This is a genomic window from Streptomyces sp. NPDC004609, from assembly GCF_042873655.1.
In the GTDB taxonomy this organism is placed as follows: Bacteria; Actinomycetota; Actinomycetes; order Streptomycetales; family Streptomycetaceae; genus Streptomyces.
On the sequence record NZ_JBIALS010000018.1, the window covers coordinates 62,320 to 80,644 of the forward strand.

Sequence of the window (18,325 nt, forward strand, 5' to 3'; positions counted from 1 at the left end):
CCCCGAAGCCCCGCGGGACGAAGCCCGGGCCCGGCCACGGTGTGCTGACGGCCCCGCCCCTCACGCACGACGAGCGCGGGCGGCTGCTGTCGGGCGGCCACCACGACCCGCACGCGCTGCTCGGCGCACACCTGTGCCGCAGCGGGGTGGAGCTGCGGGTGCTGCGCCCGTACGCCCGTTCCGTGACCGTGCTCGCGAAGGGGCTGCGCGCCGAGCTGCACGAGGATGGCGACGGCCTGTTCTCGGGCGTGCTGCCGATGCGCACGGCCCCCGACTACCGGCTGCTGGTGGCCTATGACGGCGAGAACGGCGAAGGCGCCCACGAGGTCGAGACCCACGATCCGTACCGCTTTCTGCCCGCGCTCGGCGAGCTCGATCTGCATCTGATCGGCGAGGGCCGCCACGAGGAGCTGTGGCGGGCGCTGGGCGCACACGTGATGACCCATCAGGGCGTCACCGGCACCCGGTTCACGGTCTGGGCGCCGAACGCGCGCGGGGTGCGGATCACCGGCGGCTTCAACCACTGGGACGGCACCGGCTTCCCCATGCGGTCGCTGGGCTCGTCGGGTGTGTGGGAGCTGTTCGTCCCGGGAGTCGGCGACGGGTCCCTCTACAAGTTCCAGATCATGCGTCCCGACGGTTCGCTCACCGTGCGCGCCGACCCGATGGCCCGGCGCGCCGAGGTACCGCCCGCGAACGCGTCGATCGTGACCGAGTCACGGTACGTGTGGCGGGACGAGGAGTGGATGGCGCACCGCGGCGACCGCCCGGCCCACCAGGCGCCCTTCTCCGTCTACGAGGTCCACCTCCCGTCCTGGCGCCCCGGACTGACCTACCGCGAGCTCGCGCTCCAACTGCCCGCGTACGTCAAGGACCTGGGCTTCACCCATGTCGAGCTGATGCCGCTCGCCGAGCATCCCTTCGGCGGCTCGTGGGGCTATCAGGTCACCGGCTTCTACGCGCCGACCTCCCGGATGGGCACCCCCGACGACTTCCGGTATCTGATCGACGCGCTGCACCGGGCGGGCATCGGCGTGATCATGGACTGGGTGCCCGCGCACTTCCCGCGCGACGACTGGGCACTCGCCCAGTTCGACGGCCGCCCGCTGTACGAGCCCGAGGACCCGTCGCGGGCGGCCCACCCGGACTGGGGCACGCTGGAGTTCGACTACGGCCGCAAGGAGGTCCGCAACTTCCTGGTCGCCAACGCGGCGTACTGGTGCGAGCAGTTCCACATCGACGGGCTGCGGGTGGACGCGGTCGCCTCGATGCTCTACCTCGACTACTCCCGCGAGCACGGCGAGTGGACGCCGAACGCGCGCGGCGGCCGGGAGAACCTGGACGCGGTCGCCTTCCTCCAGGAGATGAACGCGACGGTGTACCGGCGCTGCCCGGGTGTGGTCACCATCGCCGAGGAGTCCACGGCCTGGGACGGGGTCACCCGCGCCACCCACGAGGTGGGGGCGGGCGGCTTCGGCGGTCTCGGCTTCGGGCTGAAGTGGAACATGGGCTGGATGCACGACTCGCTCGGTTATGTGGAGCACGAGCCGGTGCACCGCAGGTTCCACCACAACGAGATGACGTTCTCGATGGTGTACGCGTACAGCGAGAACTACATCCTGCCGATCTCCCACGACGAGGTCGTGCACGGCAAGCGTTCCCTGGTGAGCAAGATGCCGGGCGACTGGTGGCAGCAGCGGGCCAACCACCGCGCGTATCTCGGCTTCATGTGGGCGCACCCGGGCAAGCAGCTCCTGTTCATGGGGCAGGAGTTCGCCCAGGGCGCGGAGTGGTCGGAGGCGCACGGCCCGGACTGGTGGCTGCTGGATCCGTCGTACGCGGCCGAGCCGGACCACCGGGGTGTGCGGCAGCTGGTCCACGACCTCAACACGGTGTACGGCGGGACCCCGGCGCTCTGGGAGCGCGACACGGACCCCGAGGGCTTCGCCTGGGTGGACGGCGGCGCGGCGGAGGACAACGTCTTCGCCTTTCTGCGCTTCGACGCCTCCCGCACCCCCCTGCTGTCGGTGAGCAACTTCTCGCCGGTCGTACGCGAGGGCTACCGGCTGGGTGTGCCGGAGTGGATCCCCGTGTGGTCGGAGGTCCTGAACACGGACGCGGCGCGGTACGGCGGCGGGGACGTGCTCAACGACGGTCCGGTGCAGCCGGATCCGACGCCCTCGCACGGCCGCGGTTCGAGCGTCTGCCTCACGCTGCCGCCCCTGGCGACGGTGTGGCTGCGGCCGGTGTGAGGGCGGGCTCTCCGCGCTGACGGGCGATCCCCTCGGACGGTACCGTTCACCGGCAGCGTCCGAGGGGGACGCGGATCCTTTGTGTCATCGCCCGGTGGCGCACACCCGCTCGGCGGTGGTGGCCGCCGGCGCGGTCAGACGGGGACCTGACGGTGCTCGTCCGGCCGGAGCACCGGCGGAAGCTCCGTCATGTGGATGATGCCGAGGCGCTGGGTCGCCCGGGTCATGGCGACGTACAGGTCGCTGGCCCCGAAGAGGGCCGGCTCGACGACGATGACCGAGTCGAATTCCAGGCCCTTGGCCTCGCGCGGGGTGAGCAGCACGACGTTGTGGGTGAGGTCGACCGGCTTGAGGTTCCACAGGCTGGGCAGTTCCCACTGGAGTTCGTTCGGCACGATGACGGCGAGCCGTCCCTCGCGGGGCGTCTCGCGGGCGACGGCCGCCCGGACCACGGCGTCGAGTCCGTCCCCGGGGGCGCGTTCGTACCAGGGCCCGACTCCGGTGGAGCGCACCGAGCGCGGCGGCTCGAAGCCGGGGTACGACTCCCGGCGCGCGGCGGCCGCGAGGTCCATGATCTCGGCGGGCGTACGGTAGTTGACGCCGAGCCGGGCGAGGGTCCACCGGTCGCCGGCGTACGGCCCGAGGATCTGCTGCCAGGACCCCGCGCCGGACTCGTCCGCCGTCTGCGCCGGGTCGCCGACCAGGGTCATCGAGCGGGTGGGGCAGCGGCGCATCAGCAGCCGCCATGCCATCGGGGACAGCTCCTGGGCCTCGTCGACGATGATGTGCCCGAAGGCCCAGGTCCGGTCGGCGGCGGCGCGTTCGGCGGCGCTGCGGTGGTCGGCCTCCTCGTGGCGTTCGGCCATCCGCTCGGCGTCGATGATGTCGTGGGCGGCGAGGACTTCGGACTCCTCGTCCTCGAACTCGTAGGTCTTGGAGCCCTGGGAGAGGTCGAGCACACCCTGGGCGTAGGCGATCCGGTGCTGCCGGTCGGCCTCGGCGGCGGCGCGTTCGGCGCTGTCGTCGACGCCGAGGAGTTCGGCGGCCTCGTCGAGGAGGGGCACGTCGGCGGGGGTCCAGGGCCCTTCCGTGCGCCGGATCCACAGGGCGTCGGAGTGCGGCAGATACGGCTCCGGCTCGGCGAGGAAGCCGGAGACCAGCTGCTCGGCGGTGAGCGGGGGCCACAGTTCGTCGATCGCCGCGTGGACCTCGGCGCTGGTGGCGATCTCCTTGCCGAGCTGGGCGACGTCGTCGGGCCCGAGGAGGCTCGGCCCGCCGTAGGGGTCGGCGCCCAGCCGGTCCGCGAGCTGCTCGGTGAGCGCGTCGATGATCCGGAAGGCGAAGTGCGGCCGGGCGAGGTTGTGCGGCAGCGCGGTGGCACGGGCCCGGTCGCGGGCCTCGTACGCCATCTCGCGGTGGAGGCGGAGGGTGCCGTACTCCTCGTGCTCGATCAGCAGGGCCGGCTCGGGCACGGTGCCCTCGGCCTCGTAGTCGCCTTCGGGGACGGTCTCGGGGAGCCGCTGGCGATCGCGTACGACCCGTTCGAGCACCTCGGCCATCGCGGCGCGGCCCTTGACCTCGGCCGCCGGGACCGTGTCGGTGCCCGTGGCGTGCACGCCGGGGAACAGCTCCCCCATGGTCGAGAGCAGCACACCGGTCTCGCCGAGCGAGGGCAGCACCTCGCCGATGTAACCGAGGAACGCCGGGTTCGGTCCGACGATCAGTACGGCCCGGCGGGCGAGCTGCTCCCGGTGCGCGTACAGCAGATACGCGGCACGGTGCAGCGCGACGGCCGTCTTCCCGGTGCCCGGCCCGCCCTCGACGACGAGGATTCCCTGGCGCGGGGCGCGGATGATGCGGTCCTGCTCGGCCTGGATGGTCTGCACGATGTCCGCCATCCGCCCGGTCCGCGCGGCCCCCAGCGCGGCGAGCAGCACGGCGTCGCCGTCCGGGTCCTCGTAGCCGGTGCGGGTGCCGTCCGCCAGATCGAGGATCTCGTCGTGGAGCGCGGTGACGGTACGCCCCCGGGTGGTGATGTGCCGGCGGCGGCGCAGCCCCATGGGTTCGTACCCGGTCGCCAGATAAAAGGGCCGGGCCACGGGGGCGCGCCAGTCGATGAGCATCGGGGTGAGTTCCTCGTCGTCCCGGCGGATTCCGATGCGCCCGATGTGATGGCGGATGCCGTCCCGGAGGTCGAGCCTGCCGAAACACAGCCCCGAGTCCACGGCATTCAGCGCGGTCAGGTGCGCGGATTGCTCGGCCGTGCTCACATCGCGCTCGACTCTCGCCTGAAGTCCGGTGCCGACCTGCGCAATCGACGTCCGCACGCCGGCCTCGGCCTGCTCGCGGAGGTCGTCGAGGCGGCCGTAGAGAAGGGAGACGAATTGCTGTTCGTTCCGCAATTCCTCGGTTGACAATTCAGCTCCTGACGCGATATGGTGTCACCAGTGCTTTTATCCGTACCCTGGAAATGCTCATCAACTGAACGGGTAGGGAAACACCCAATATACGCAGACGATTACCTCGGCCGTCAATATCGGACCGGGGTATTTTTGTGCGCGTCCCCCCGCGCGGGCCGGCCGGTGCGCACGGGCCCGTGGACGAGGCCGGTGCGCCGGCGTCCTGCGGGTATCCGGGCGCCTTCCGGGCCCGCTTCCTGAGAACATCGGCTCCCATGGAGCGGACACTGAACCTGTGGCGCCGGAAGCTGGGGACGGTTCCCGCGTCGGTCTGGCGGCGGACCGACCTGCGGGTGCTGATCCTCGCCGACAACGATCTGACGACCCTGCCGCCGGACATCGGTCGCCTGCGGCGGCTGCGCACGCTCGATCTCGGGCACAACGCGCTCGACGCCCTGCCCGGCGAGATCGGAGAGCTGACGGACCTCAGCGGCTTCCTCTATCTCCACGACAACCGGCTGACCGGACTCCCCCGCTCACTGGGCCGGCTGACCGCCCTGCGCTACCTCAACGCCGGCGAGAACGGGCTGACCGAACTCCCCGGCACCGTGGGCGACATGGCGTCCCTCGTGGAACTGCGCGCCCAGCACAACAGGCTGACGTCCCTGCCGGAGTCGATCGGCTCCCTCCACCGGCTCCGGGAGCTGTGGCTGCGCGGCAACGCGCTGGAACGGCTGCCCGCCTCGGTCACCGGCCTGACCGAGCTGCGCCAACTCGACCTCCGGGAGAACGCCCTCACCCACATCCCGCCGTCCCTCGCCGGACTCCCGCTTCTGCGCACCCTCGACCTGCGGAGCAACCGCCTGCGCACCCTGCCCGACTGGCTGACCGCGATGCCGTCGCTGGAGAAGCTCGACCTCCGCTGGAACGACATCGACCCCGCCCCCGGCCTGGTGGACACCCTCGAACGGCGCGGCTGTGTGGTCCTGCTGACCTGAGGTGCGCCGCGCATCGCGGCGCGGGCTGTGGGTAACAGGGGTGTGGGTGACACACCCGCCGAGGGCCCGGCGCCGGCCGGGTGCTCAGTCACGGGGGCGAGGGAGCCGGGATGGCCGACGCGGGGGAAGCCGAGCTGTGGGAGCGACTGGAGGGGCTGGAGCGGCGGCACGGGGCGCACGGGCTGGAGACCGCCGCCTTCCGGCACGAACTGGCGGGCGAGCTGCACGCGGCGGGGCGGCTCCGGGAGGCGGAGGAGCAGTACCGCCGGACGTACGAGGGGTTCGCCCGCAGCGTCGGGCAGCGGCATCTGTTCACCCTCACCTGTCTGAACAATCTGGCGCTCGTGCTGAGGGACCGGGGCCGGCTGGACGAGTCCGTGGATCTGCTCGGGGCCGTGTACCAGGCGCGGGCGCAGACGGTCGGCCCGGAGAATCCGCTGACGCTGAACGCCGCGAACAACCTCGTCGTCACGCTGGTGCTCCAGGGGCGTCTGGAAGAGGCGGCGGAGCAGTACCCGGCGCTGGTCGGCGCCTGTGAGAACGCCTTCGGCGCCGATCATCCCGATGTGGCGGCGATCCGCGACGACCACGCCGACGTACTGCGCAGGCTCGGCCGGCACCGGGAGGCCGCCGGGCTGCGGGGCACGGACCCGGTTCTCCCCATCGCGAAGGTGCTGCTCAGCTGCGCACGGCAGCTGCGGTACACGGGGATGATCCCGGTGGCGATGTCCGCCACCCGCTACGGCGCCGAACTGACGCTGGGCACCCACCACAAGGCACGGGTGGACCTCGGGACGGGCCGCAGGCTGCTGGACCCCGAGTGGGCCGTCGGCTGCGACATCGTGGGTCCGGCGGACGTCGAGGAACCGTACGACCCGGCGACGGACGGACGGGAGATCGCCGACCCGGTCGCCGACGCCACGGGCGCGCTGGCCGAGCACTTCGCCGACGCGGAGCGGGCGCTGGGCGAGGGGCGGCTGAGGGTGCGGGTCTTCGCCCACCATCCGCACCGGCCCCGGCTGTCGGCTCCGCCGGTGCTGACGGTCGACCGGCGGCTGATGTCGCGTCGCGACCAGACGCGGCACGACCGGCTGGTGCTGGCCATCCCCGGGGTCACCGTGCTGGAACGCCGGGGCGGCCTCCTCCAGGGGCCCGGGTTCACCGTCCGGCTTCCCGGTGCGCCCGATGTGACGGTCTCCAGCATCGAGGGCATCGACAGCCGCCCGGCACCGACCCGGACCGAGGCGTGACGGGCGTCCGGCCGGTGGCGGGGCGCGGGTGTTGAGGGCCAGGGCGTGGGCCAGGGGCCGGGACGGGGGTGCCGGGCGTGGAGGGGGCCGGGACGGGAGTGCCGGGGTGGACGGGTGCGGGGTGGGTGCCGACGTGGGCGAGGCACGGGGGTGCGGTGCCGCGGTGGACCGGGTGCGGGGTGCGGGGTGCGGGTGGGATTGTGCCGGTGCCGTGGGGAGGGAGCCCGCACCCTTCCGTTCACCCCATGGGCCTGGCGAGTGAGCCGAAGGGGGCCGTGGGTGTCGAAAGGGAGAGCGCGCGGAGGCCGCGAGGAACGAGTGGTCGAGCACGGTCGACCGTCGACGCACACTGAAGGCCCCCGGTGGGGGTCCCCCCGGACGGAGTCTGGGGGAGAACCGAGCCACAAAAAAATGGAAAAGCCCCCGCCGTCAGCCGCCGGAGTGGTCCGTACGGTCCTTGCGCAGCAGCGAGTTGGCCTCCTCGCCGATCTCCCGGGTCAGCCGCCCGGGGCAGTTGACACCCAGCTGGAGCACCAGATCCCGCCCGAACATGTCGACCGACGACTCCACGAGGTCGGCGTAGACCCCGATGGCCAGCCTGGTGCGGTGCCGGGCCGCGAGCAGCATCGCCACCGCGAGCAGGGCGGCGGGCCACCAGAACACCGCGAGCAGGAGATACAGCAGGCCCCAGCCCACGAGCCGCGCGGCGGACGCGCAGGCCGTCTGCGCGGCGACGAGTTCGGGGCGTACGGTCTCCGGGAGCACCAGCCACAGCCGGGGCCAGGCGGCGGACAGGTCCAGGCGGTAGCGGTCGTGGATCCGCTGGTCGACGGCGTTCAGCCGGTCACCGGCCCAGGTCGGCCGGTCGGCGGGCACCGTGCAGACGGCGTCACGGCGGGCGATCGCGGTCCGCAGCCGCTCCGCTGCCGCCGGGGCGCCGCCCGAGGCGGCGAACTCCGCCAGCGCCGCCCGCACCTCGGCCTCGGCACGCTCCCACCGGCGCCTGCGGGCCGCGGTGAAGCGGCGCAGCAGCGGTTCCCGCCCCGAGGCGGACCACAGCCGCTCCACCAGCAGTTCGCCCCCCGCGGCCGCCATCCCGGCGGCGGCCGACGCGGCGGTGAACGCGACCGCGGCGATCAGCACCGACCCCGCCCGGCCGCCCGCGGGCGCCGCCGCGACCGCGTCGAGCCAGGTCCGCAGCGGCCCCGGGTCGAGAGCGTGGCCGTGCCCCAGCACGGCGGCGACCACCGCCGCGCAGATGTAGAAGGCGCCCGGGAGCAGCAGCACGGCCGCCCAGCGGCCCGCCACCTGGCGCCCCAGCTCCGCCAGGACGACGCTCACAGGTGGATCCGGCGGGAGACCAGCCGCAGCCCCGTCAGCGCGCACGGCGGCCCGGCGCCGTCCCGCTCGCCGTCCTGTCTCGGCACCATCCGCGAGCACGGCCGGGGCGCCGGGCAGGCCCATACGGTCACCACCGGATGCTCCCGGCCTCCCCTCGGGGTCTCGTAGCCGCGAGCGCCCGTGGTCAGCCCGTCGATGCCGTGACGCGCGAACGCCTCGTCCAGCGCGTGGAGATCCGCCGCGAGTCCGGGTCCGTCCCGGCCCGCGCGGACGGCCGCCGTCAGCCGGTCGAGCACCTCGCCCGCCCCGTACGCCCGCGCGTGCTCGGCGAGTGAGTCGCCCTCGGCCTGCGGGCACAGCCGCGCCAGTTTCTCCGCCACCTCGTCCACGGCCACGCGGGCACCACTCCCCTGATTCACCGACAGGCGTCAAACTACGTGCTGTGGCGACAGTTTGACGGACTGTCGTACCGAACACCTTCCGAAGATACGTGCTGCCGAAGTACGGAGGCTGTGGTGACCGACCGGACCGGGCCGACGCCGGAGGAGATCGGGATCTGTGTGGCCGCGTACGAGCGGACCGGTGACCCCGACGAGCTGCCGGTGCTGGACCTCCCCGAGTTCCCGGACGAGGGCGCGGGGGACGCGGCGCGCGCCGATCCCGCGCACCTGGCCGGGCTGGCGCTGGCGCGCTGGTACCGCTATCTCCAGTGGCCGGGTGTCCATGGGCTGCTGGAGCGGCGGGCCGCGCTGGCGCTGGCGGCCCGGCTGGGCGCGGTCGCCGGGTCCGGGACCCGGGGCGGGCGTTCGGACGGTGTGGCGGACCGGCTGCCCGAGCCGCTGCGCGGGCCCGCCACCGCACCGCCGCCTCGCCGCCCGCTCCTGCGCAGGCGGCGGCCCGGGGCCCCGCCGGAGCCCGTCGCCCTCGGGGCCGCCCGGATCGACCAGCTGCGGTTCCTCATGGACCGGTCGTACGAGTTCGGCGACATCAGCGCGCTGACCACGGCGATCGGGCTCCAGAACCGGTGGCTGGCGGAGAAGACCCTGTCACCGGTCGAGCGCGCGGCGGTCCTCACCGACCACTCCGTGCTGGCGCGCCGCGCCGGGGAGTCCGGTGCGGGCGGGGACCGGGACTGGTTCGGCGAGGCCGAGCAGGTCGCCACCCTGGCCGTGGAGGCGACCCGGCCCGAGGAGCACGACCCTCATCTGGCCAACCGGCTGGTGCTGAGGGGGCACTGTGCCGCCCTTCAGTACGACGGGGACCGGGACGGAGGCGGCCGGGGGGACGGGCACGGGGAGCGGCGCCCCGGCGTGCCGGTCGATCCGGCCCCGCTGGAGCGCGCCGTGGCCGACTACGTCCGCGCCGCCGAGCTGGCGGGGCGCGCCGTCCCCGCGAGCCTGGCGGCCGCACGGGCGCTGGGAACGGCGCTGACCCGGCTGTACGAGGCGACCGGTTCCGCCGACACCCTGACCGAGGCACTGAGAGCCACCCGCGATCTCGTACGGGCCACGGACACGCGCGACCGCCGGGTGCGGGAACACCGGGAGCGGCTGGAGGCCCTGCGGGTCCGCGCCGCCGAACGGCTCGGCGCGGCGGAGGCCGAGACGATCCTCCGCGGGGAAACGGCCCTCGGCCGCGAAACGGTCATCGGGGGGAGCCCGGGCCCGGACGGCACCGGCACGGAAGCCGCTCCCGGCCGGCACCCGGCGGGGAACGGCACCCGGTCCGGCCCCGACTCCCCTACGACGGACGGCGCCACCACCGGGACCCCGTACGACACCGTCGTGGAATCCGCCCTCGGCCGTCACCCCGTGCCGGCCACCCCCGGCGCGCGCACCACAGCGGACGGCGCCCGCACCGGCCGGCCGGCGGGAGGCGGGGTCCCCGCCCCGGGGCCCGCGGACCCGGGGCACGGCCGTCACGACCCGGGAAGCGGCCCCGCGACCGACCGCGGCGCCCCCGCGCCCTCCGGGCACATGACCCTCACCACCGGGGACACGAACGCCTCTCACGAGCCGGGGAACTCCCGTTTCGACGTGGCGCTCCGCACCGCCGAGGACCCCGATGTCCCCGGGGGCGAGCGGCGGCGGGCCGCGGATGTGCTGCTGGACATCGTGCCGCCCCAAGACCCCCGGCGGCCCCTGGTGCTGGTCGTCGCCGCCGAGGCGGAGCTGGCGGACCGGCTCCAGGGCGGCGAGGGCGCGTCGGCCGAGCGGGCGCGGCTGGCGGCCGTCCGGGCGGCGGACGCGGCCGGGGCCGGGCATCCGCTGGGCTACCGGGCCCGCGCCGTCCTCGCGGAGTGCACCCTGTACGCGGCCCAGGACGGTTCCCCCCGCGCCCGCGGGGACGACGCGCTGGCCACCGCCCGCGAGGCACGGTCGCTGCTCGCGGCCGGTGATCCCGACACCCCCGGCCGGCTGAACCGGCTGGCGGACATCCTGACCACGGCCGCGACCCTGTTGGGGGACGCCTCGCTGCTGGCGGAGGCCGTCGAGCTGCGCCGGGAGGCGGTCGCCCTCACCCCCGCCGATCACCCGAACCGTGTGTTCTGGCAGTCGAACCTGGCGCGCTCCCTGCGCCGGCTGGCCGATGAGAGAGACGACCCGGAACTCTCGTACGAGGCGGTGTCGGTCGCCCAGGAGGCCGCGACCACCCTTCCCGAAGACCATCCGAGGAAGCACGAGCTGCTGTTCAATCTGGCGTCGGAGATCATGGCCGTCTCCTCGGGTGAGCGCGGCGTGGAACTGCTGGCGGACGCCGACGCCATCCTGTGCTGGGGCCTGAGCATGCTGCCGTCGGACCATCACGACCAGCCGCGTTTCCTCAGCACGATCGCCCTGGTACGGCTGAAGTGCCACGAGGCGACGGGCGACCCCGAGATGCTGGCCGACGCGACCTGGATGGCGCGGGAGGCCGTGGCGCTGACCCCGGCGGGCGACACCTATTGGTCCGCCCGCAACGACTATCTCGCCCGTGCGGCCGCCACGTCGTACCGGCTGACCGGTGAGAGGGACGAGGCGCTGCGCATGGAGGCGGTGGAGGCGTACACGATCGTCGCCGCCGACCGGACGCTCCCGGCGGCCAAGCGGATCGAGGCGAGAAGCCGGCTGGCCCGGCTCGCCCGCGGGGCCGGGGATCCCGAGCGCGCGCTGCGGGCGCTGGAGGCCGCCCTGGACGAGATTCCGGCGATGGCCCGGCGGTCGCTGACCGGGCCCGTACGCCAGGGCGCCACCCGCAGGGCAGCGCGGCTCGCCGCCGACGCCGCGGCGCTCGCCGTGGACGTGGGGCGGCCGGAGCGGGCCGTGGAACTGCTGGAGAGCGGCCGGGCGGTGCTGTACGGGCAGGCCGTGGCGGCCCGCCGGTACTGGACGCCGCTGCGCGCCCTCGCCCCCCGGGCCGCGGACGACCTGGAGCGCATCGAGTCCCGGCTGGCGCAGAGTGATGTCTACGCCAACGTCGAGTCCTTCACGATCGAAGTGGTGCACACCCGCGACGGGCGCACGTTGGGGGAGTCGACGAGGGAGTGGGATCCACGCGCGGAATGGGCGGCCGAGACCCGCAGGCTGGCGGCCGAACGGGACCGTATCCTCGAACGGCTCTCCCGGCACCCCCGGTTCGCGGAGCTGCTGCGTCCGCAGACGCTCGCCGAGGTGCGGCGCCGGATCGCCGGGGCCCCGGTGGTGCTGGTGGTGGCCCATCAGGACCGGGGGGACGCCCTGCTCGTACCGGCGGATCCGGGACGGCCGGTCCGCCATGTGCCGTTGCCGGGGCTGACGGCGGGCGCGGTGCTGGAGCGGGTCGACCGCCTGGAGACGGCGGTCTCCGACGCGACGGACCTCGAAGCGGGGTTCGCGCGGCGCGCGGCGGCCCAGTCGGAGCTGCACGGGGTGCTGGAGTGGCTGTGGGACGAGCTGGCCGGCCCGGTCGTCGACCGGCTGCCGCCCCCGTCCGCGGGCGCTCTGCCCCGGCTGTGGTGGTGCCCGGTCGGCCCGCTGGTCCGGCTGCCGTTGCAGACCGCGGGCCACCACCGGGACCCGTACGGCGGCGGCGACGTCCGCCCCCGTACGGTGATCGACCGCGTCGTGTCCTCGTCCACGCCGACGCTCGCGGCCCTCGCCCACGCGATGCGGGACCGTACGGAGACCGGACCGGGCGACGGCGGGAACGACGGGGACGGCGGTGGCCCGGGGCGGACGCGGCGGAGTGCGGGGGCGCTCGTCGTGACGGTCCCCGAGACGCCCCGGATGCCCTCGCTGCCCCAGGCGGAGGCGGAGGCCCGTGACGTCCTCGCGCTGGTGCCCGGGTCGCGGATGCTGAGCGGCGAGGAGGCCGATCTCGCGACCGTGGAGGCGCAGTTGGGCCACTACCCCATCGCGCACTTCGCCTGTCACGGCGACAGCAACGCCGCCCTCGGCACCCTGCTGGGCAACGGGCTGCATCTGGCGTCGGGCAAGAAGCTCACCGCCGCCCATGTGCACGACGTCCGGCTGGACCACGGCGCGCTGGCGTTCCTCTCGGCCTGCGGCACGGCCGAGCAGCATCCCTCGATGCCGGACGAGCCGATGCACCTGGCCTCGGCGTTCCAGCTCGCGGGCTTCCGGAGTGTCATCGGCACCCTGTGGCGTACGCCCGACAGCGCCGCCGTGGCCCGGTCGGTGTACTCGTTCCTCACCGCGGACGGCACCCGCCCCCCGGACCTCACAGCCTCGGCCGAGGCTCTCAACACGGCCCTGCGCGCGGCCCGCGACGCCTATCCGGCGATCCCGACCCGCTGGGCCGCGTATCTGCACGCGGGCGCGTGAAGGGGACCGCGTGCGGACACCCGGCCCGGACCGGTGACGCGCCCACGGAAGCCCGGTCCGGTGCCGGTGCGCGCCCGCCCCGGTGCGCACCGGTACGGGACACGGGCCCGCCACGGGCCGTGGCACCGCCCTTCGCCAACCGGTGCGCACCGGTACGGGCCCGGGGCCGGTGGGCGCTGTCGCCGTACGGGCCCGGGACGCCCGTACGGGGCCGGGCCCGGTGCGTGCTCCGGTGCGGCGGGGCCGGGGCAGGGCCTGCCGTACGGAATCCGGCCCGGCCCGCAGGCCCGGTCCCAGCCCCGTAGGACGGTCCCGTACGGCCGGCGCGCCCGCCGGGAGGGCTACGCTCCGATCGCAGAGTGCGGGTGGTGGTCCCGGCCCGCTCCGCCAGCTCGCCGATTCGCATGCCTTCGACCGTAGACGTTGACGCCGAGGTCAGGGCAAGGCCGACCGCGTCCGATTCAGGTCCGGGGGGTGCCGGGGCTCCCGGGCATCGGTCCACCCGGCGTTGTCCTCCAGCGCGCCCGGCACAACATCCACGACGGTCTTCCGGTACGGCACCCCATCGGCGGCCTTCACTCCGTCCGCCCGGCCGCCGCGAAGGCGGGAGGAAGGCGAGCGCGGCCGGGTCCGGTACGGGACCTGCGCCGCCCCGTGCCCGCCCTCCGCCATGGGGGGTCACGGAGGGTGGGCGCGGGGCGGACGAACTGCGGACCATCTGCTGTTACCCAAGGTAATGGGTGGTTCGTGCGTGGGGGAAGTACGCACGAACCACCCGGCCCCGAAGGTCACACCTTCTCGGGGACCTCCTTCTCCTCCCGCGCCCCGGGAACCTCCGCGCCGGAGTCGTTCTCGTCGGGCGGCGCGCCGTGGCCGTCGTCGAGGAGGGTCTTCTCGTCGAACGGGATCCGGCCTGCCAGCACCTCCGCCGCCCGCGTCCTGTCGATCTCCTTCGTCCAGGTGCCGACCAGAACGGTCGCCACCGCGTTGCCCGCGAAGTTGGTCAGCGCGCGCGCTTCACTCATGAAGCGGTCGATGCCGACGATCAGGCCCACACCGTCGACCAGTTCCGGCCGGTGCGACTGGAGGCCGCCCGCCAGGGTCGCCAGACCGGCGCCGGTGACGCCCGCCGCCCCCTTCGAGGCGATGATCATGAAGATCAGCAGGGAGATCTGCTCGGACGCGCTCAGCGGGTCGCCCATCGCGTTGGCGATGAAGAGCGAGGCCATGGTGAGGTAGATCGCGGTGCCGTCGAGGTTGAAGGAGTAGCCGGTCGGCACGGTGATGCCGACGACGGGCTTGCTCACCCCCATGTGCTCCATCTTCGCGATCAGCCGCGGAAGGGCCGACTCGGACGACGAGGTGGAGAGGATCAGCAGGAACTCGCGGCCCAGATACCTCAGCAGGGACAGCAGATTGATCCCGGTGACCAGCTTCAGCAGCGCGCCCAGCACCACGAAGACGAACAGCGCGCAGGTCGCGTAGAAGCCGATCATGATCACCGCGAGCGACTTCAGCGCGTCCAGGCCGGTCTCGCCGACCACGGCCGCGATCGCGCCGAAGGCGCCCACCGGAGCGGCCCACATGATCATCGCCAGGATGCGGAAGACCAGCCGCTGGAGGTGCCCGATACCGCGCAGCACCGGTTCGCCCGCGCGGCCCATCGCCTGGAGCGCGAATCCGGCCAGCAGGGCGACCAGCAGCGTCTGGAGGACCTCGCCGCCGGTGAAGGCGGAGACCATGGTCGTCGGGATGATCCCGAGCAGGAAGTCCGCGGTGGACTCGCCGCCCGCGCCCTCGGCCGCCTTGTCGCCCGCCTCGCGCGCCGCGTCCGTGAGCTGGAGCCCGGCGCCGGGCTCCAGCACATTGCCGACGAGCAGCCCGATGGCCAGGGCGACGGTCGACATCACCAGGAAGTAGCCCAGCGCGAGCCCGCCGACCGCGCCCACCTTCGCGGCCTTGCGCACCGAACCGATGCCGAGAACGATCGTGCAGAAGATGACCGGCGAGATCATCATCTTGATGAGGTTCACGAACCCCGTGCCGATCGGTTTCAGTTCGACGGCGACCCCGGGGGCGGCGAAGCCCACGGCGATGCCGAGCACCACCGCGCCGATGACGGCGATGTACAGATAGTGCGTGCGGTCCCTTCCGCGTGCGCCTGCAGTCACGGGTCCTCCTCGGTGAAGCCTGTCCATGTCCCGTATGGATCTCCGTGAATATCCATCACCTTGTGACCCGGGTCACCGTTGCGTTCCTTTCGTTCACGAGCGCGTCCGTTCGCCCCCCGTGTCGGTCACGCCCGGGCGTCCACGACCCCGTCGATCGCCTGCGCGGGTCGCAGGGCGCGGGTCGCGGGGGCCGGGGGCCGGGTCGCGGGTCCGGACGCGCCGGAAGCCGCGCCGGAGGGGGCGTGCAGACTGGTGCCCATGCGCCTACGCCGCCCGCGCAGCCTCGCGGGACAGCTCTTCGCGATGCAGGTCGTGCTGGTCACCGCGATCGTGGCGGGCTGTGCCCTGTTCGCGTACCTCACGGACCGGTCGCAGGCGGAGGACACCGCCCGCCTCCAGTCCACGGCGACCGCGACCGCCGTGGCCCGCTCGCCCTCGGTGATCGCCGCCACCCGCACCGAACGCCCCACCACGGCGCTCCAGCCGTACGCGGAGGGCCTGCGCCGGGACGCGGGCGTCACCTTCATCACGATCATGGCCCCCGACGGCACCCGCTGGACCCATCCGGAACCGGACCAGATCGGCCGGAAGTACCTGGGCCACACCGAACAGGCGCTGCGGGGCGAGATCTACAGCGAGAAGCACGTCGGCACGCTCGGCTCCTCCATCCGGACCGTCGTGCCCGTGTACGACGACGGGCGCGTCGTCGGCCTGGTCAGCGCCGGTATCACCATCCAGCGGATCACCGAGCGCGTACGGGAGCAGGTGGCGGCCCTGCTGGTGGTCGCGGGCGGTGCGCTGACGCTCGGCGGCGTCGGTACGTATGTGATCAACGCCCGGCTGCGGCGCCATACGCACGGCATGAACGCGGCCGAGCTCAGCCGCATGCACGACTATCACAAGGCCGCGCTGCACGCGGTGCGCGAGGGACTGCTGATGCTCGACGGACGGCGCAGGATCGCGCTGGTCAACGACGGCGCGCGGGAGCTGCTGGGCCTGGCCGGGGACGCGGTCGGCCGCCCGGTGGCCGAGCTGGGGCTGCCCCGACCGCTCACGGGAGCGCTGCTGGCGTCCGAACCACGCGTCGACGAGGTCCATCTGACGGCGGACCGGATCGTCGTGGTCAACACCAGCCCGGTGGTGGGCGGGGAGAAACGCGGCACCGTGGTGACCCTGCGCGATCACACCGAACTCCAGGCGCTCTCGGGGGAGCTGGACTCCGAGCGCGGCTTCAGCCAGGCGCTGCGGTCCCAGGCGCACGAGGCCGCGAACCGGCTGCACACGGTGGTGTCACTGATCGAACTCGGCCGTACGGACGAGGCCGTCGACTTCGCCACGGCGGAGCTGGAACTGGCCCAGGTGCTCACGGACCGGGTGGTGGGCGCGGTCGGTGAACCGGTGCTCGCGGCGCTGCTGCTGGGCAAGGCCGCCCAGGCGAACGAGCGGGGTGTCGAGCTGGTCCTGGCGGAGGACAGCCGGATCGACGACGGTGTGCTGCCGCCGTCGCTCCCGGCGCGCGATCTGGTGACGATCCTCGGCAATCTGATCGACAACGCGGTGGACGCGGCATCCGACGCGGCGCTGCCGGATGCCCCCGGCCCCCGACGGCCCGCGCGCGAGCCGGAACCGGGGCCGCACCGGGTGCTGGAACGGGAGCCGCACCGGGCGCCGGAGCCGGACGGACCGGGGTCTCCGGGGCGGCCGGCCACCGTGGCGGACGCGCCCGGACGACATCCGGAGCCGGGTCCGGGCCCCGCCGGACACCCGGCCCCGGCCCCGGACACGTCGGTGCCGCCGGCCCCGGGGCCGGGCGAAGTGCCGGCTGCCGTACGGCCGGGCCCGGTACCGCGCCCCCGGGGCGGGGAGCCGGAACCGGCGGTGCCCCCGGCGGCCAAGCCCGGCGGAGCGCGGCCGGCGAGGGCCCGGGTCACGGTCACCGCGCACGCCGACGACGGCGAACTGCTGCTCCGGGTGCACGACACGGGTGCCGGTATCGATCCCGCCTGCGCGGACGAGGTGTTCGACCGGGGCTGGTCCACCCATGGGCCCGGCCGTGGCCTGGGGCTCGCGCTGGTCCAGCAGGCGGTGCGCCGCGGCGGGGGCACGGTGGTCCTGGACGGGGGCCCGGACGGCGGCGCCCGGTTCACGGTCAGACTGCCGCTGCGAAGGGGGGTGCCGGCATGACCCGTACGGCATTCCGGCCGCCGCGCCGGAGGCGGCCGCCCGTGCGGGAGATCACCCCCGGCGCAGCCGTACCGGGGGCCGTACGCGAGCGGAGGCGCGGGGCGGCCCGGCTCCCCCGTGCCGTACGATCGCCGCTGCACACCGCGGAGGTGCCCGTATGAGCGGGGAACCGGAGCCCATCAGCGTCCTGGTCGTCGAGGACGATCCCGTCGCCGCCGCCGCGCACGCGCTCTACGTCGGCCGGGTCGCCGGCTTCCGGGTGGCCGGGGTCGCGCACTCGCGGTCCGAGGCCGTGCGGACGCTGGAGCGCACCCGGGTGGATCTGCTGCTCCTTGATCTGTACCTCCCGGACGGGCACGGGCTGGCGCTCGTGCGGTCGCTGCGCGCGGCCGGGCACTCGGCGGACGTCATCGCCGTCACCTCCGCGCGCGAACTGGCGATCGTGCGGGAGGGGGTGTCGCTGGGGGTGGTGCAGTACGTACTGAAGCCGTTCACGTTCGCCACCCTGCGCGACCGTCTCGGCCGGTACGCGGATTTCCGGGCCGCGGCAGGTGAGGCCAGCGGCCAGGACGAGGTGGACCGGGCGCTCGCCGCGCTCCGCGCCCCCGAGGGCGGTGCGCTGCCGAAGGGACTGAGCGGCCCCACGCTGGAGGCGGTCACCCGGACCCTGCGGGGGTCGGCGACGGGGCTGACGGCCGCGGAGGCGGGCGCGGCGGTCGGGATCTCGCGGATCACCGCGCGCCGCTATCTGGAGCATCTCGTCGCCCAGGGGCGCGCGGCCCGCAGCCCCCAGTACGGCCAGATCGGCCGCCCCGAACTCCAGTACCGCTGGCTGCCGTCCCGATCCTGAACTCCGGATTCCGGGCGTCCGCTCCCCAGCCGCCGTGCGAGCTGAGGGCCCGAACACCGCTTGTACGGCGCCTCCTGA

At 74.1% G+C, this 18,325-nt stretch carries 11 protein-coding genes; 6 read left to right on the top strand and 5 right to left on the bottom strand.

Annotation, left to right across the window (positions count from 1 at the left end):
* Window positions 1–41: 41 nt before the first annotated feature.
* Window positions 42–2,252, top strand: a complete 2,211-nt coding sequence (glgB, locus tag ACFYT4_RS19175) for a 1,4-alpha-glucan branching enzyme (RefSeq protein ID WP_389270103.1) — start codon at window positions 42–44, stop codon at window positions 2,250–2,252.
* A gap of 134 nt (window positions 2,253–2,386) precedes the next feature.
* On the opposite strand, the gene ACFYT4_RS19180 is transcribed toward glgB, so the two are convergent.
* The gene (locus ACFYT4_RS19180) at window positions 2,387–4,654 is read right to left on the bottom strand and encodes a HelD family protein (RefSeq protein WP_389270105.1); all 2,268 of its coding nucleotides are present in this window, start codon (window positions 4,652–4,654) and stop codon (window positions 2,387–2,389) included.
* Between the two features lie 272 nt (window positions 4,655–4,926).
* Between ACFYT4_RS19180 and ACFYT4_RS19185 the strand changes: the two genes are divergently transcribed.
* Both ACFYT4_RS19185 and ACFYT4_RS19190 read left to right on the top strand, forming a co-directional pair.
* Window positions 4,927–5,649 (top strand): leucine-rich repeat domain-containing protein, encoded by a 723-nt coding sequence (locus tag ACFYT4_RS19185; RefSeq protein WP_389269938.1) that lies wholly within the window; start codon window positions 4,927–4,929, stop codon window positions 5,647–5,649.
* A 110-nt stretch (window positions 5,650–5,759) separates the two neighbouring features.
* Entirely contained in the window at window positions 5,760–6,899 is a 1,140-nt protein-coding gene (locus ACFYT4_RS19190; protein ID WP_389269940.1) for a tetratricopeptide repeat protein, read from the top strand.
* Between the two features lie 429 nt (window positions 6,900–7,328).
* Here the strand turns inward: ACFYT4_RS19190 and ACFYT4_RS19195 are convergent, their stop codons facing one another.
* Both ACFYT4_RS19195 and ACFYT4_RS19200 read right to left on the bottom strand, forming a co-directional pair.
* The gene (locus ACFYT4_RS19195) at window positions 7,329–8,240 is read right to left on the bottom strand and encodes a hypothetical protein (RefSeq protein ID WP_389269942.1); all 912 of its coding nucleotides are present in this window, start codon (window positions 8,238–8,240) and stop codon (window positions 7,329–7,331) included.
* Entirely contained in the window at window positions 8,237–8,635 is a 399-nt protein-coding gene (locus tag ACFYT4_RS19200; RefSeq protein ID WP_389269944.1) for a hypothetical protein, read from the bottom strand. Before ACFYT4_RS19200 ends, ACFYT4_RS19195 begins: the two co-directional genes overlap by 4 nt.
* 120 nt (window positions 8,636–8,755) lie before the next feature.
* On the opposite strand from ACFYT4_RS19200, the gene ACFYT4_RS19205 reads away from it, so the two are divergent.
* Complete coding sequence (locus ACFYT4_RS19205; RefSeq protein ID WP_389269946.1) at window positions 8,756–13,042, top strand: CHAT domain-containing protein; 4,287 nt, start codon at window positions 8,756–8,758, stop codon at window positions 13,040–13,042.
* Window positions 13,043–13,830: 788 nt separating this feature from the next.
* Here the strand turns inward: ACFYT4_RS19205 and ACFYT4_RS19210 are convergent.
* Together ACFYT4_RS19210 and ACFYT4_RS19215 are read right to left on the bottom strand one after the other, a co-directional pair.
* On the bottom strand, window positions 13,831–15,213 hold the full coding sequence (locus ACFYT4_RS19210) for a cation:dicarboxylate symporter family transporter (protein WP_389269948.1): 1,383 nt from the start codon (window positions 15,211–15,213) through the stop codon (window positions 13,831–13,833).
* A 125-nt stretch (window positions 15,214–15,338) separates the two neighbouring features.
* The gene (locus ACFYT4_RS19215; RefSeq protein WP_389269950.1) at window positions 15,339–15,473 is read right to left on the bottom strand and encodes a hypothetical protein; all 135 of its coding nucleotides are present in this window, start codon (window positions 15,471–15,473) and stop codon (window positions 15,339–15,341) included.
* Here ACFYT4_RS19215 and ACFYT4_RS19220 point away from each other — a divergent pair.
* Window positions 15,472–17,397, top strand: coding sequence for an ATP-binding protein (locus tag ACFYT4_RS19220; protein ID WP_389269952.1), 1,926 nt, complete (start codon window positions 15,472–15,474; stop codon window positions 17,395–17,397). The two genes, ACFYT4_RS19215 and ACFYT4_RS19220, sit on opposite strands and share 2 nt — an antisense overlap.
* 157 nt (window positions 17,398–17,554) lie before the next feature.
* Window positions 17,555–18,247: a response regulator gene (locus tag ACFYT4_RS19225; protein WP_389269954.1), complete on the top strand. Its 693-nt coding sequence runs from the start codon at window positions 17,555–17,557 to the stop codon at window positions 18,245–18,247.
* Window positions 18,248–18,325 lie beyond the last annotated feature (78 nt).